Origin of the sequence: Micromonospora salmantinae, assembly GCF_022230905.1 — a bacterium.
GTDB lineage: Bacteria > Actinomycetota > Actinomycetes > Mycobacteriales > Micromonosporaceae > Micromonospora > Micromonospora salmantinae.
Genome location: NZ_JAKKFG010000020.1, coordinates 50,324 through 64,304 on the forward strand (window position 1 = coordinate 50,324; position 13,981 = coordinate 64,304).

Consider the following 13,981-nt stretch of genomic DNA (forward strand, 5'->3'; position numbering starts at 1 on the left):
CGCGCCCGGCTGCGGCCGGGCGCCTAGGCCGGGTCGAGCCAGCCCTGCTCGCCGAGGCCGGAGATCTCCAGCACCCGACGGACCTGCCGGGACGGGCGAACGGTGAGTCGCCCCGGAAACTCCCGGGCGAGCCGGACCAGGGCGTGGATGGCTGCCGAGTCGAAGAAGGTGACAGCGCTCAGGTCCAGAGTCATCTTTTCGGCGGGCTCGCGCAGTGCCGTCTGGAGCATCGTGTCCGCGGTCGCCATGTCGACCTCGCCGGCCACCACGACGTGGAGGTGGTCACCGTCGATCTCGGCGCTGGCGGAGAAGACGGGCGGTGCTCCCCCTTGATCCACGTTGACACCATGGCACAGCCACCCTGGCAGGGCAACAACCTCCACCGGGTGGCCGTGGCGCGGGTCACCAGCGGCCCCGGCGATAGGCTTGCGGCATGACCGTCCGTCCGCCGCTGACACCAGGCACGCTCTCCCCGATGCGACCGGTGCCACCCCAGATCGCCCGACCGGAGTACGTGGGCAAGGCGCGCCCGCGGGAGTGGCGTGGCTCGCACGTGCAGACGCCGGAGACCATCGAGAAGATGCGGCTCGCCAGCCGGCTCGCCGCCCAGGCGACCCAGCTCGCCGGCGAGCACTGCAAGCCCGGCGTGACCACCGACGAGATCGACAAGGTGGTGCACGAGTTCCTCTGCGACCACGGCGCGTACCCGTCGACGCTGGGCTACAAGGGCTTCCCGAAGTCCTGCTGCACCAGCCTCAACGAGGTCATCTGCCATGGCATCCCGGACACCACGGTCCTGACCGACGGCGACATCATCAACGTCGACGTGACCGCGTACATCGGTGGGGTGCACGGTGACACCGACGCCACCTTCTGCGTCGGCGAGGTCAGCGAAGAGGCCCGGCTGCTGGTCGAGCGGACCCACGAGGCGATGATGCGCGGCATCCGCGCCGTCGCCCCGGGACGCCAGATCAACGTGGTGGGCCGCGTCATCGAGTCGTACGCCAAGCGGTTCGGCTACGGCGTGGTCCGCGACTTCACCGGCCACGGCATCGGCGAGGCCTTCCACAGTGGCCTCTACGTGCCGCACTACGACAGCCCGCGCCCCACGGACATCATGGAGCCCGGCATGACGTTCACCATCGAGCCGATGATCACCCTCGGCACCTACCAGTACGACATGTGGGACGACGGGTGGACCGTGGTCACCAAGGACCGGAAGTGGACGGCTCAGTTCGAGCACACCATCGTGGTGACCGACGACGGCCACGAGATCCTGACCCTTCCGTGAGCGCGAGGAACGCAGCGAAGCGGAGTCCCGCAGTCGCGAACGAAGGGCAGGCGCCGTGACCGACACCCCAGCGGCGCTGCGCGAGGCGCACCACGCGGACGTCTCCGGCGGCTGGCTGCGCCCGGCCGTCTTCGGCGCGATGGACGGCCTGGTCACCAACATCGCCCTGATCGCCGGCGTCGGCGGCGGCGGGGTGTCGCCCCGCAGCATCGTGCTCACCGGCAGCGCCGGCCTCGTCGCCGGTGCCATCTCCATGGGCCTCGGCGAGTACACCAGCGTGCGTTCCGCCAACGAGCAGGTCGCCGCCGAGGTGGCCAAGGAGCGACGGGAACTGGAACGGCACCCCGAGGCGGAGGCCCGGGAGCTGGCCGACGCGTGGGTGGCCCGGGGCCTGCCCCGGGACCTCGCCACCCAGGTCGCCGAGGCGGTGCGGCGCGACCCGGAGGAGGCACTGCGGGTGCATGTCCGCGAGGAACTGGGCGTCGACCCCGACGACCAGCCCAGCCCGTGGGCGGCGGCGATCTCGTCGTTCCTGTTCTTCTCGGTCGGCGCGCTGGTTCCGCTGCTGCCGTACCTGCTCGGCGCCACCGAACTGTGGCTGGCGCTCGCCGTCGGCGGGCTCGGGCTGTTCGCCGCCGGTGCCGTGGTGGCCAGGTTCACCCGCCGTCCCTGGTGGACCAGTGGGCTGCGCCAGCTGCTGCTGGGCGCCGCCGCGGCCGGCGCCACCTACCTGATCGGCTCGCTGATCGGCGTACCGGGCGGGCTGTGACCCGCCTCAGGTGCTGAGCAGCTCGTCGATCGTGCCGTCGACGGCACGACCACGGGCGGCCAACTCCTCGGCCTGCCGGGCCAGCACCACACCCACCTCGGTCATGTCCGCGCCGGCCAACCCGGTGCGCCGCACCGCGTCCCCCGGGTCACGGAAGTAGGTGCGACTCAGCAGACCGGTCACCGTGGCCGCCGCCAGCCGGGCCTCACCGAGCATCAACAGAGCTTGATCGGTCTCGTACCACTCGGCGAGCCGGGCCGCCCGGGAGTGCGCCGCGCTGCCCCGGTACCACGCCTGGCGGGCAGCGGTGCTGAACTCCGCCGGCCGGGCCCGAGCCAACCGGCCGAGATGCTCGTCGCGCAGCGTCCGCAACCAGCCCGTCGGATCGTGCAACGCCTGCGTGGTGACGTACCGGTCGGCGGTCAGCGGCCAGAGCGGGGAGAGCACCCGGGCCTGGGCCAGGTAGTCCTCGGCGGCGGCCACTGTCAGATCGACGAGCACCCCGTCCACCCGCCGGGTCGCCGGCGGCGGGCCCGTCCCGGGTCGATAGGTGACCACCAGCATTCCGGCCTCGCGGTCTCCGCCGCCGTCGTCGTCCCCGTGCGCCAGAGGCCCGTGCACAGCGATTACGAGCGCATCCGCCGCGAAACGCCGTCGGACCGCCTCGGCGACCCGTTCCGCGACCGTCCACCGTCGATCGTCGAGGCCCCGGTCGACACCGGCCGGCTCACTCCTGGCGCTCACGGGACCGCCTTTGTTCGCGGCTGCGGGGCTCGCAACCCCGGCTCACTCCTGGCGCTCACGGGACCACCTCGCCTTAACTACCGAGCGTCAGCCTAGCCAGCCGACGGCGGAGCTTCGGGCGCGCCGCGCCCGGTCGGGGCCAGCCGGAAAATGTGGATCTCCCGGCCACCGGCCCGCTGCACGTACGTGTGGTAAGCGGGCCACGCGGTGACCAGCAGCTGCCACAACCGGTCCCGTTCGGCGCCGGAGGCCCGCTCGGCCCGCACCGCGACCCGCCGGCCCTTCACGTCCACCTCGGCGGCGGGATCGGCGAGCAGGTTCATCGCCCAGCCGGGGTGGTGGGTCTGGCCCCAGTTGGAGCCGATCACCACGTACGCGTCGCCGTCGGGCACGTAGAGCAGCGGATTGCTGCGGGGCCTGCCGGAGCGGCGGCCCGTTGTGGTGATCAGCAGGGAGGGGAGCAGGCCGAGCGCGACCACCCGGCCCCTGGTGAGTCGACCAACCACCCGATCGGCCGGAACCAGCAGGCGCACGGTGGCGCCGAACCAGCGATGATGACCGGCCCGACGGACGACATTCCTGAGCACTGACACGCCGGTCAGTCTGCCGGCTGCCCGGCCCCGGCGGCACCCCCGCGCGGTCCCGTTTCGGTCGCCCGGCGGATCGGTCAGTCGAGCCGTCGTTCGATAGGCAGTCGGGCCCGGGTGAACAGGCCCGCCCCGAGCATCGCCACCACCGGCACCAGCACCAGGACCCCGAGCGCGGGCCACGGCACCAGAAAGGGGTACGGATCGGATACCGGCCAGTCATTGGCGTACTGCCGGTTCACCGAGACCAGCACGATCGCGGCGGTGCCGAGGCCGGCCACGATGCCGAGCACCGAACCGAGACCGGCGATGACCCCGGCCTGGCAGATCGCCAGCAGCCGACGTAGCGCCGGGGCCGCGCCGACAGCCGCGAGGGTGGTCAGCTCGGCGCGTCCCTCGGCGGCGGCGAGCGCGGTGGCGATCCCGGCCGCGCCCACGGTGATCAACCCGGCCGCCGCCGCGAGCAGCAGGAGCAGGGGTGAGACGTCGCGTGGGGCGCCGCCGTTCTCCACGCTCAGTGCGAGCGTCCCGAATGGCCGCAGGGCGGCGGCGAACCGTGCCTGTTGCTCCTCGTCGGGCGGGGTGGTGGTGCCGATCACCCAGCCGGTCTGAGACCAGCTCAGGTCGAGTTGCCGGGCGGCGGCGGTGGACAGCAGCAGACGGGACTGGCCGGTCGCCCGGGGCAGCGCGTACCCCGGAAGGTCGTGGACGGTGACCGGCCGGTCCGGCCCGGCCTCCACCTCGCTGACCCGGACGGTCACCAGGCCGTCGTGCAGGTAGCGCGGGTCGGTCACCACCACGCCACCGGCGCGCAGCACGGCCGTGGCGGCTGCTGTCGTCGCCGGGTCCACGCCGGTGAGCAGGGGGAGTGCGGTTCCGTCGTCGACTCCGGGTTCCACGTAGCCGCCGAAGTAGTCCGCCTCGCGGATCTGGCAGCGGGGATCGGCGCGGGCCTGCTGGCGCTGCGCCGCGGGAAGTTGAGCGTCGGGCTGCCAGGGGCAGGCCCGGGTCAGTGGGAGCACCGGTGCGATGTCGCAGTAGCCGGTGCGGCCCGCCCCGCAGCTCGGTGTCTGCACCGGGGCGACAGCGCCGACCCCGAGCTGGTTGCGGGCCGCGTCGGTGATCTGGGCCAGCGTGGGCTGCCCGGCCGAACCGACCGGGTTGACCAAGACATGGCCGGTCGGCAGCGCCGGCCGGTAGGCGCGCGCCTCGCGGGCGCCGTCGCTGGCCAGGTATCCGCCGAGGGCGACGCTGCTGGCCACGGCGGCCATCACGGCGCAGATGGCCGGTGCCGCGGCGGCCCGGTTGCGGCTGGCATCGCGCAACGCGATCCGTGGTGCCAGCGGCAACACCCGGCCGAGGCGGGCGAGTGCCCCGAGCAGCGTGGGCGTGCAGCAGACCAGGCCCAACTCGCCGAGGATCAGCCCGGTGAGAACCACCGCTGGGGAAGTCCGGGTGGCCCCGAATGCCGCCAGCCCCGCCCCGCCGACCACCAGCGCCAGTCCGAGAGCCAACCACCGGCCCGGGGATTTCGCCGGGGTGCGTCGTCCGGCGAGCCCGGCGCTGACGTCCTGCCGGGCGGCGGTCCAGGCCGGTGCCAGCGCGGCGAGCACCCCGGCCAGCACCGCGACGCCACCGAGCAGGACCAGCGCGCTCGGCCAGCAGCGGTAGCCGCCGAAGCGGGCGCTGAAGACGTACTGCTCCATGAGCGGGCGACCGGCGAACGCCGCGCCGACGCCGACCAGCAGGCCGGCGGCGGCCCCCAGCACACCCAGCACCACACCGTCGGCCAGCACCACCCGGCGAAGCTGGGCGGCGTCCCCGCCCGCCACCGCTACCAGCGCCAGATCCCGTCGACGGCGACGGACTCCGACCGCGAAGGCCGGCCCGACCAGCAGGACGACCTCCAGCAGCCCGAGGCCGGCGATCAGGACGCCGGTGCTCAGATCGTTCGGGTTGTCCCCCATGACCGACCCGAGCCAGGTCCGGTCCGCTCCGGTCGCCGAGCCGATCCGGTGCCGCGCGGTGACCACCACCCCACTGTCGTTGAGCCGGGACACCAGCGCCGCGTCGACGGTGCCCGGCACGTCCGCCAGCCAGACTCCGTCCGGCTCCGGACCGGTCGATGGCACGGCTCCCGGGTGCAGCGCCACCACCGGTCCGAGGTCGTCGGGAAACTCGACCACACCCACCACTGTGTACGCCCTGCTGCCGTCGGCGGCGGCCACGGCGTGGCCGAGGCGCAGGTCCAGGCGACGCAGCGCCCTCGGACTGACCGCGACCTCACCGGGTTGCTGCGGCGCCCGGCCGGCCCGGAACCGCACCAGCCCACGGGCCAGCGGATCGGTGAGGTCCAGCACCCGACCGTTCACGACCTCGTCGCGGTGCGGGCCGCGCAGGGTCAGCGGGATGTGCGGACGCACCTCGGTGACCCGGCTGCCCGGCCCGAGCAGTGCGGTCAGCTGGGCCGCGGTCACCTTCGCGGGAAGCTCGCCCTCGCGGGTGTACCAGCCCTCACCCCACTCGTCCTGCGCCACCGGGGTATTGGCGATCCACTGCAACTGCGCGTCGGCCACGCCGAGCCTGCGGTCGACGCGTTCCTGTGGGGTCAGCTCGGCCATGTCGTAGCTCGCCGCCAGGAAGGCCAGCGCCGCCACCGGCAAAGCGATCATCGCGAGCACCAGGGCGGTCCGCCGCCGGGAGCGGCGTGACTCCCGCCGGGCGATCCGCAGCGCCGCCCGCCAGGAGCCGGTCAGCTCGGCGAACCGCCGCCGGCCGACCGGGGCAGGCTGGGCGACCGGCCGCGGCGTCACGGTGTCGGCCCGACCGCGGGCCCGCGTCGGACGGCGGATGGTCACCGCTCGCTGCCGGACAGCAGCTGCTCGACACTGCCCAGCGGTGCCGTCGTGTCGACCAGCACGCCGTCGCGGAGGAACACCACCCGGTCGGCCCAGCCGGCGTGCCGCGCCTCGTGGGTGACCAGCACTCCGGCGGCGCCCGCGTCGATCCGGCGGCGCAGCAGGTGCAGCACCGCCTCACCGGTCTGGGAGTCCAACGCCCCGGTGGGCTCGTCGGCGAGGACCAGCCGGCGTTCGCCCACCAGCGCGCGGGCGATCGCCACCCGCTGCTGCTGCCCGCCGGAGAGCTGGTCCGGGAAACGGTCACCCAACGCCGGTAGGCCCACCTCGGTGAGCGCGGCCACGGCCAGTGCGCGGGCCCGACGTCCGCTGGTCCCGTCGAGTTCCAGTGGGAGCGCCACGTTCTCCAGTGCGCTCAGACTGCCCAGCAGATTGAGCTGCTGGAAGATGTAGCCGATCCGACGGCGGCGCAGCTGGGCCAACCCGCGGCGGTCCAGGGCCCCCAGCGGTTGCCCCTCGACCCGGACCTCGCCGCCGGTCGGACGGTCCAACCCACCGGCGAGAGCCAGCAGTGTCGATTTGCCGGAGCCGGACGGCCCCATCACGGCGACCAGCTCGCCGGGCCGGACGACCAGGCTGACGCCGCGCAGCGCGTGTACCGCCGCAGGCCCGGCGCCGTGGGTGCGGTGGACGGCGCGTAGCTCCAGCACCGCGTCGTCCGATCCGCTCACCGTCTTGCCTCCTCGCCGGCCCATCGAGCCGCGTCCCGAGCGTCGGCGTCATCGGGTCGGGGAGGGGGAGGCGCCGGGCCGCTGGGTTGGTGCCGGACCAGACTGGTCTCGCAGTGGTCCAACCAGCGCACCTCGGCCTCGGCCTGGAACACCATCGAGTCCAGCACGAGACGCCAGGGAAGGTCCTCCGGCCGGTTGCTGCCGTACTTCAACCGGGTCAACTCCTGGAGGGCCCGCATCGTCGCGCTGCGTTGGGCCTGCACCACGGACCGGACGTCGACCCCGGGGGTGGTGAGGGCCAGCGCCAGCTTGATCGCCAGCTCGTCGCGGGGGCGGTCGGTACGGCTGATCGGGGTGGCGAACCACAGCGCCAGGTCCGCCCGCCCGGCGTCGGTGATCTCGTACGGGCGCTGCCCGGCCTCGCTCTCCGGCAGCGGGCGCACCAGACCGTCCCGTTCCAGCCGGGACAGCGTGGTGTAGACCTGCCCGATGTTCAGCGGCCAGGTCGAGCCGGTCGACTCCTCGAACGCGGCGCGCAGCTGGTAGCCGTACATCTGGCCGCGTTCGAGCAGGGCGAGCAACCCGTGACGGATGGACATGGCAACGGAGTATGCATACCTGGTATGCGTACCGCAACCGGAGTGGAACCGGCTCAGGTCGGCCGACCGGGAAACGGGACAGTCAGCGGGGTCAGCCCGGCAGTCTTCCGCCACCGGGTGGCCCGCACGGCGTAGTCGACCAGGGCGGCCAGCGCCTGGTCCCGGTCGGCGCCGGTGGTGGACACCAGGGCGGCCCGCCAGTGCGCGGCCGTGCGCTCCTCCACCTCGGCGGCGAGTCGCAGGGCGCTGGCCCGGTCGGTGACCGGGAACGGCAGGGCGTACCCGGCGCGGTCCGGCGGGACGACGCCGCCGGCCGTGGTGAGCTGCACCACCAGCGCGTCGCGCCGGCGTCGATGCGCGGCCTCCGCCTGGCGTGCCGCGTCCCGTGCCGCTCCGTTGAGCCGGACACCGATCCGGCCGTAGGCGTAGATGGCCGCGTACTCGGCGGACAGGGCGGAGGCGAGTGCCTCCCCGGCGGACGGCTGCCTCACTTCAGTGCCTCCTGGTGAGTTGCCCGGGCGGCGACGATCGACCCGAGCAGTGCCGCCCGCTCCGCTGGCGCCGCGGCGCAGGCGGCGGTGGCGGACTGCTGGGCGGTCTTCTCCAGCGCCCGCAGGGCGGCGCGCGCGCCGTTGGGATCGGCGGCCGGGGCGGTGGTCGGGGCGGCGGAGGCCGCCGACGGCAGCGTCACGCCGATCACCCGGGCCAGCTCGGTGGCGTGCGTGGTGTGCGTCTCGGCGATCGGGTTGAGCCGGTCGGCGAGCTCGGGATGGGCGGTCGCGCTCGCCCGGTACGCGGCGGCCAGCGCGAGTGACTCGTCCACCATCGGCCGCAGCGGGTCGGGCGGTGGGGCTGGTTGGTCGTCGCGGTCGAAAAGATCACAGCCGGTCAGCGGCGTCACGGCACCGCCGAGCACCAACAGCGCTCCGGTACTCAGGAGCTTTCGCCGGGAATGTCCGGATGATTGGTCGCGCTGTGTCGTTCTGCCGATCCCCACCGGCCAAGTCAACACCATCCGTGCCGCTCCGGGGGTCACCGGCGTCGGTGCGCCGCCCGGTCCGCCGCCGGGCAGGCGCGTTACGCTCTGCGCAACCACCGGCGTGTCCACTCCGGTGGCGTGCCGGCATGGCGGGACCAGCGGTCCCCGTCGACCAGGGAGAGGGTGCGGAGATGACGCAGCGTGGCCGTGCCACCAGGCCGACGGGTCGACCCCGCGGTGCTGCGGGCCCCCGCGGCGGTGACCTCGCCGCCCGGCGGGACCGACTGCGGGCCGTGATCGAGCCGGTGGTCAACGACGCCGGATACGACCTGGAGGACCTGTCGGTCTCCCGGGCCGGCCGTCGGCACGTGGTGCGGGTGATGGTGGACACCGACGGCGGGATCGACCTGGACGCCGTCGCGGACGTCTCCCGCGCGGTCTCGGCCGCGCTGGACGCCGCGGAGGAGACTGGTGGCGACATCGTCGCCGGCGAGTACCAGCTGGAAGTCAGCTCGCCCGGCGTCGACCGGCCGCTCACCCTGCCCCGCCACTGGCGGCGCAACGTGGGTCGACTGGTCAAGGTCACCGCCCGGGGCGCGGCCGCGCTGCCCGGCCAGCGGGGCGAGCAGCCCGCCGGCGACCGTCAGCTGACCGGCCGGGTGGTCGCGGCCGACGACGAGGGCGTGCACCTGGAGACCGACGACGGCCGTGCCGCCTGGGCGTACGCCCAGCTGGGCCCTGGCCGCGTCCAGGTCGAGTTCACCCGGCTCGCCGAGCTCGGTGAGCCGGACGACGAGTTCGACGACGCGGACGATTCCGACGAGATCGACGATTCAGACGACATCGACGACGAAGATGATGTGGAGGACGAGGAGAGGTGAACATCGACCTCGCGGCGCTGCGCGCACTCGAGCGCGAGCGGGAGATCCCGTTCGACACGATTCTCGCGGCGATCGAGACCGCGTTGCTGACCGCCTACCGGCACACCGACGGGGCCGAGTCGCACGCCCGGGTGGAGATCGACCGCAGGTCGGGCGCCGCCCTGGTGTACGCGCAGGAGATGGATGCCGACGGCAGCCTGGTGCGGGAGTGGGACGACACCCCGCACGACTTCGGCCGGATCGCCGCCATGACCGCCAAGCAGGTGATCCTCCAGCGGTTGCGGGAGGCCACCGACGAGGTGCACTTCGGTGAGTACGTCGGCCGCGAGGGTGACCTGGTCACCGGCGTGGTGCAGGCGCACGAGACGCGTACCGAGAAGGGCATCGTCAGCGTCGACCTGGGCAAGCTGGAGGGCGTGCTGCCGCAGTCCGAGCAGGTGCCCGGCGAGCGGTACGCGCACGGCGAGCGGGTCCGCTGCGTCGTGGTGCACGTGGCCAAGGGCATGCGCGGGCCGCAGATCACCCTGTCCCGGTCGCACCCGGCTCTGGTCAAGAAGCTCTTCGCGCTGGAGGTGCCGGAGATCGCCGACGGCACCGTCGAGATCGGTGCGATCGCCCGTGAGGCGGGCCATCGCACGAAGATCGCCGTCCGCTCCACCACCCCCGGCGTGAACGCCAAGGGCGCCTGCATCGGCCCGATGGGTCAGCGGGTGCGTGCCGTGATGAGCGAACTGCACGGTGAGAAGATCGACATCATCGACTGGTCGGACGACCCGGGCACCTTCGTCGGCAACGCGTTGTCGCCGGCCAAGGCGCTGCGGGTCGAGGTGGTCGACCTGGCCAACCGGGCCGCCCGGGTGACAGTTCCCGACTTCCAGCTCTCGCTCGCCATCGGTCGAGAGGGGCAGAATGCCCGACTCGCGGCCCGATTGACCGGTTGGCGGATCGACATTCGTTCCGATGCGGAGCAGACCGCGCCGGCAGCGCGCGGGGTAACTGATCACGTGCGGGAGCCGGGCGGCGCGATCTCGGGGAGCTAGGGGTAGACTTCCTCCAGTGGTACGACGCGCGCAGCCGGAGCGCACCTGTGTGGGTTGCCGGCAACGTGCGCCGGCCAGCGAATTGCTGCGGATCGTCGCGGTCAGGGACGAGGCTGGTCACAGCCTCCGGCCTGATCCGCGCCGCAGGCTGCCGGGTCGGGGAGCGAACATGCACCCGGATCCGGCCTGCTTCGCGCTGGCGGTGCGGCGCCGCGCCTTCGGGCGTGCGCTGCGCAGCACCGAGGTCCTCGACCACGGTGCGCTGGCGGAGCACGTCGATGCGCCAACCACTACGTCCGGTCAGCCCGACCGGGCGAGGGTCGCTAGCAGGGTAGGACGACCGACATGAGCACACGATGAAGTCCCTGAAATGACCAGGCTTCAAGTGCACGAGTGAGGTCGCTGCGGGTGCTGCCCGCACGACCTCGGAGTGAGGAGTGCAGTGGCAGGCAAGGCCCGCGTACACGAGCTTGCAAAAGAGCTCGGGGTCGAGAGTAAGACCGTTCTCGCCAAGCTGAAGGAAATGGGCGAGTTCGTGAAGTCCGCGTCCAGCACCGTCGAGGCGCCCGTCGCCCGGCGGCTGCGTAACGCATTCGTCGCGTCCGCCGGAGCCCCGGCTCCGGCCGCCCCGTCGACGCCCGCGTCGACGCCGGCTTCATCCCCGACCCCGACGCCATCCCCGGCCCCGGGCGCGCCCCGGGTCTCGGCCAAGCCGATGCCGCCTCGGCGGCCGGCCGCGCCGGCACCCGGTCCGAAGCCCAAGGGTCCGGTTCCCGGTGCGCCGCAGACGGCGACCCCGGTCGCCAAGCCGGCGAGTGCCCACGACATCGAGGTGGCGGCCGCGGAGGCGCGTGCCGCCGCGCTGAAGGCTGAGCAGGAGGCCGCGGTCAAGGCCGCGCAGGCCGCCCGCCAGCAGCAGCGGGACAACCCCGTTCGCCGGGAGCCTCCGGCAGACGGTGGCAACCGCCCCGGCCCTCGGCCGGGTCCCGCGGCGATGCCGCCCCGTCCCGGTTCGCCGGCAGCTCGTCCGAGCACGCCGGCTCCCGGTCCGGGTGCCCGGCCGGGCGGTCGTCCGCCGGCGCGCGGTGCCGGTAACAACCCGTTCGGCATCCAGGGTGGCCAGCAGCAGCGGCCCCCGGCCGCCGGTGCGGGTGGCCCTCGGCCCAACAGCCCGGCGGGCATGCCGCCGCGGCCGAGCCCGAACTCCATGCCGCCGCGGCCCAGCCCGGCGTCCATGCCGAGTCAGCGTCCGGCTGCCGGTCGCCCCGGTCCCGGTGGCGCTGGTCGCCCCGGTGGCGGTGGCGCTGGTCGTCCCGGTGGCGGTGGCGGCGGTTTCCGTGGCGGTCCCGGCGGTGGCGCCGGTGGCGGTGGCGGTTACCGAGGCGGCCCCGGTGGCGGCGCGGGTGCCGGCGGTGGCGGTGGCTACCGTGGCGGTCCCGGCGGCGGTGCTGGTGCTCCCGGTGGCGGTTTCCGTCCGGGTGGTCCGGCCGGTGGCGGCGGTCGTCCGGGTGCGGGCGGTCGTGGCCGTGGCGGCGGCGCCGCGGGTGCCTTCGGGCGTCCGGGTGGTCGGCCGACGCGCGGTCGCAAGTCCAAGAAGCAGCGCAGACAGGAGTTCGACAACCTGTCGGCTCCGACCATGAGCTCGGGTGCTCCCCGGGGTCAGGGTCAGATCGTCCGGCTCTCCCGTGGCGCCTCGCTGTCCGACTTCGCGGACAAGATCAACGCCAACCCGGGTTCGCTGGTCCAGGAGATGTTCAACCTGGGCGAGATGGTGACCGCGACCCAGTCCTGTTCTGACGACACCCTGCACCTGCTGGGTGAGCACCTGGGCTTCGACATCCAGATCGTCAGCCCGGAGGACGAGGACCGCGAGCTGCTCGCGCAGTTCAACATCGACCTCGACGCGGAGGTGGCCGAGGAGCGTCTGGTCAGCCGTGCGCCGGTGGTGACCGTCATGGGTCACGTCGACCACGGTAAGACCAAGCTGCTCGACGCCATCCGTAAGGCGAACGTCGTGGCCGGTGAGGCGGGTGGCATCACCCAGCACATCGGTGCGTACCAGGTCCACGTCCCGCACGAGGGCGAGGACCGGGCGGTCACCTTCATCGACACCCCGGGTCACGAGGCGTTCACCGCCATGCGTGCTCGTGGTGCCCAGGTCACGGACATCGTGATCCTGGTCGTCGCGGCCGACGACGGTGTGATGCCGCAGACGATCGAGGCGTTGAACCACGCCAAGGCGGCCGACGTGCCGATCGTGGTCGCGGTCAACAAGGTCGACAAGCCGGACGCCAACCCGGACAAGGTCCGCCAGCAGCTGACCGAGTACGGCCTGGTCGCCGAGGAGTACGGCGGCGAGACCATGTTCGTCAACGTGGCAGCCAAGCCGGGCATCGGCATCGAGGAACTGCTCGAGGCCGTTCTGCTGACCGCCGACGCGTCGCTGGAGCTGACCGCTCCGATCGACGGGCCGGCTCAGGGTGTGGCCATCGAGGCACACCTGGACAAGGGTCGCGGTGCGGTGGCGACGGTGCTGGTGCAGAAGGGCACCCTGCGGGCGGGCGACTCGATCGTCGCCGGTGGGGCGCACGGCCGGGTCCGGGCCATGCTCGACGAGAACGGCAACCAGCTCACCGAGGCTGGGCCGGCGCGTCCGGTCATGGTGCTGGGTCTGACCGCGCCTCCCGGCGCGGGCGACACGTTCCTCGCCGCGGCGGACGACCGCACGGTGCGGCAGATCGCCGAGCAGCGGCAGGCACGGCGGCGGGCGGCGTCCTTCGCCAACTCCCGTGGTCGGGCCACCCTCGAGACGCTCATGGAGCAGCTCAAGGAGGGCGAGAAGACCTCGCTCAACCTCATCCTCAAGGGCGATGTCTCCGGTTCGGTGGAGGCTCTCGAGGACGCGCTGTTCAACCTCGACATCCCCGAGGAGGTCCAGCTCAAGGTCCTCGACCGGGGCGTGGGCGCGATCACCGAGAGCAACGTCATGCTCGCGAGCGCCTCGTCCGAGCCGGTCACGATCATCGGCTTCAACGTGCGGGCCTCGAACAAGGTCCGTGAGATGGCCGACCGCGAGGGCGTGGAGATCCGGTACTACACCGTCATCTACCAGGCCATCGAGGAGATCGAGGCAGCGCTCAAGGGCCTGCTCAAGCCGGAGTACGAGGAGGCCGAGCTGGGCAGCGCGGAGATCCGCGACGTCTTCCGCTCGTCCAAGATCGGCAACATCTCCGGTTGCATCGTCCGGTCGGGCATCATCCGACGCAACGCGAAGGCTCGCCTGCTTCGGGACGGGGCGGTCGTGGCGGACAACCTCACGATCACCTCGCTCAAGCGGTTCAAGGACGACGCCACCGAGGTCCGCGAGGGCTTCGAGTGCGGTCTGACCCTGGGTGGTTACAACAACGTCCAGGTCGGCGACGTCATCGAGACCTTCGAGATGCGGGAGAAGGTTCGCGCCTGATCCGGCAGTGACACGCTGATCAAGGGGTTTACGCCGAGT

The 13,981-nt window shown here is 72.9% G+C and carries 14 protein-coding genes; 6 read left to right on the forward strand and 8 right to left on the reverse strand.

Annotated features, from left to right (window positions below; all coding sequences use genetic code 11):
- Positions 1 to 23: 23 nt before the first annotated feature.
- Positions 24 to 338 (reverse strand): STAS domain-containing protein, encoded by a 315-nt coding sequence (locus PSH03_RS17220; protein WP_210784714.1) that lies wholly within the window; start codon positions 336 to 338, stop codon positions 24 to 26.
- A gap of 95 nt (positions 339 to 433) precedes the next feature.
- Here PSH03_RS17220 and map point away from each other — a divergent pair, with 95 nt between their 5' ends.
- Both map and PSH03_RS17230 read left to right on the forward strand, forming a co-directional pair.
- The gene (gene map / locus PSH03_RS17225) at positions 434 to 1,291 is read left to right on the forward strand and encodes a type I methionyl aminopeptidase (RefSeq protein WP_112586528.1); all 858 of its coding nucleotides are present in this window, start codon (positions 434 to 436) and stop codon (positions 1,289 to 1,291) included.
- A 55-nt stretch (positions 1,292 to 1,346) separates the two neighbouring features.
- Positions 1,347 to 2,060 carry a VIT1/CCC1 transporter family protein gene (locus PSH03_RS17230; protein WP_210784715.1) on the forward strand — a complete coding sequence of 238 codons (714 nt, stop codon included), beginning with the start codon at positions 1,347 to 1,349 and terminating at the stop codon, positions 2,058 to 2,060.
- 6 nt (positions 2,061 to 2,066) lie between these two features.
- Here the strand turns inward: PSH03_RS17230 and PSH03_RS17235 are convergent, their stop codons facing one another.
- From PSH03_RS17235 to PSH03_RS17265, 7 genes are all read right to left on the reverse strand, one after another.
- Positions 2,067 to 2,804: a nucleotidyltransferase domain-containing protein gene (locus PSH03_RS17235; RefSeq protein ID WP_210784716.1), complete on the reverse strand. Its 738-nt coding sequence runs from the start codon at positions 2,802 to 2,804 to the stop codon at positions 2,067 to 2,069.
- A gap of 92 nt (positions 2,805 to 2,896) precedes the next feature.
- Positions 2,897 to 3,397: a nitroreductase/quinone reductase family protein gene (locus PSH03_RS17240; protein ID WP_210784717.1), complete on the reverse strand. Its 501-nt coding sequence runs from the start codon at positions 3,395 to 3,397 to the stop codon at positions 2,897 to 2,899.
- A gap of 74 nt (positions 3,398 to 3,471) precedes the next feature.
- Positions 3,472 to 6,249, reverse strand: a complete 2,778-nt coding sequence (locus PSH03_RS17245) for an FtsX-like permease family protein (protein ID WP_238689754.1) — start codon at positions 6,247 to 6,249, stop codon at positions 3,472 to 3,474.
- The gene (locus PSH03_RS17250) at positions 6,246 to 6,980 is read right to left on the reverse strand and encodes an ABC transporter ATP-binding protein (protein ID WP_238689755.1); all 735 of its coding nucleotides are present in this window, start codon (positions 6,978 to 6,980) and stop codon (positions 6,246 to 6,248) included. The genes PSH03_RS17245 and PSH03_RS17250 overlap by 4 nt, the downstream gene beginning before the upstream one ends.
- A complete protein-coding gene (locus PSH03_RS17255; RefSeq protein ID WP_210784720.1) occupies positions 6,977 to 7,579 on the reverse strand; it encodes a PadR family transcriptional regulator in 603 nt (200 codons plus the stop codon). Before PSH03_RS17255 ends, PSH03_RS17250 begins: the two co-directional genes overlap by 4 nt.
- A 53-nt stretch (positions 7,580 to 7,632) precedes the next feature.
- Positions 7,633 to 8,070: a ferritin-like domain-containing protein gene (locus PSH03_RS17260; RefSeq protein WP_210784721.1), complete on the reverse strand. Its 438-nt coding sequence runs from the start codon at positions 8,068 to 8,070 to the stop codon at positions 7,633 to 7,635.
- Positions 8,067 to 8,594 (reverse strand): hypothetical protein, encoded by a 528-nt coding sequence (locus tag PSH03_RS17265; RefSeq protein ID WP_238689756.1) that lies wholly within the window; start codon positions 8,592 to 8,594, stop codon positions 8,067 to 8,069. The genes PSH03_RS17260 and PSH03_RS17265 overlap by 4 nt, the downstream gene beginning before the upstream one ends.
- A 155-nt stretch (positions 8,595 to 8,749) precedes the next feature.
- On the opposite strand from PSH03_RS17265, the gene rimP reads away from it, so the two are divergent.
- The 4 genes from rimP to infB all read left to right on the forward strand — a co-directional run bounded on the left by rimP (position 8,750) and on the right by infB (position 13,942).
- Entirely contained in the window at positions 8,750 to 9,439 is a 690-nt protein-coding gene (gene rimP / locus PSH03_RS17270) for a ribosome maturation factor RimP (RefSeq protein ID WP_210784723.1), read from the forward strand.
- Positions 9,436 to 10,479 carry a transcription termination factor NusA gene (nusA, locus tag PSH03_RS17275; protein ID WP_210784724.1) on the forward strand — a complete coding sequence of 348 codons (1,044 nt, stop codon included), beginning with the start codon at positions 9,436 to 9,438 and terminating at the stop codon, positions 10,477 to 10,479. Before rimP ends, nusA begins: the two co-directional genes overlap by 4 nt.
- Before the next feature lie 16 nt (positions 10,480 to 10,495).
- Positions 10,496 to 10,828: a YlxR family protein gene (locus tag PSH03_RS17280; RefSeq protein ID WP_112624296.1), complete on the forward strand. Its 333-nt coding sequence runs from the start codon at positions 10,496 to 10,498 to the stop codon at positions 10,826 to 10,828.
- A gap of 93 nt (positions 10,829 to 10,921) precedes the next feature.
- Complete coding sequence (gene infB, locus PSH03_RS17285; RefSeq protein WP_238689757.1) at positions 10,922 to 13,942, forward strand: translation initiation factor IF-2; 3,021 nt, start codon at positions 10,922 to 10,924, stop codon at positions 13,940 to 13,942.
- Positions 13,943 to 13,981 lie beyond the last annotated feature (39 nt).

Excerpts from the sequence above, each read along its gene's own strand:
- rimP (WP_210784723.1), top strand. The coding sequence starts at position 8,750 with ATGACGCAGCGTGGCCGTGCCACCAGGCCGACGGGTCGACCCCGCGGT.
- map (WP_112586528.1), top strand. The coding sequence starts at position 434 with ATGACCGTCCGTCCGCCGCTGACACCAGGCACGCTCTCCCCGATGCGA.
- PSH03_RS17265 (WP_238689756.1), bottom strand. The coding sequence starts at position 8,594 with ATGGTGTTGACTTGGCCGGTGGGGATCGGCAGAACGACACAGCGCGAC.
- PSH03_RS17255 (WP_210784720.1), bottom strand. The coding sequence starts at position 7,579 with ATGTCCATCCGTCACGGGTTGCTCGCCCTGCTCGAACGCGGCCAGATG.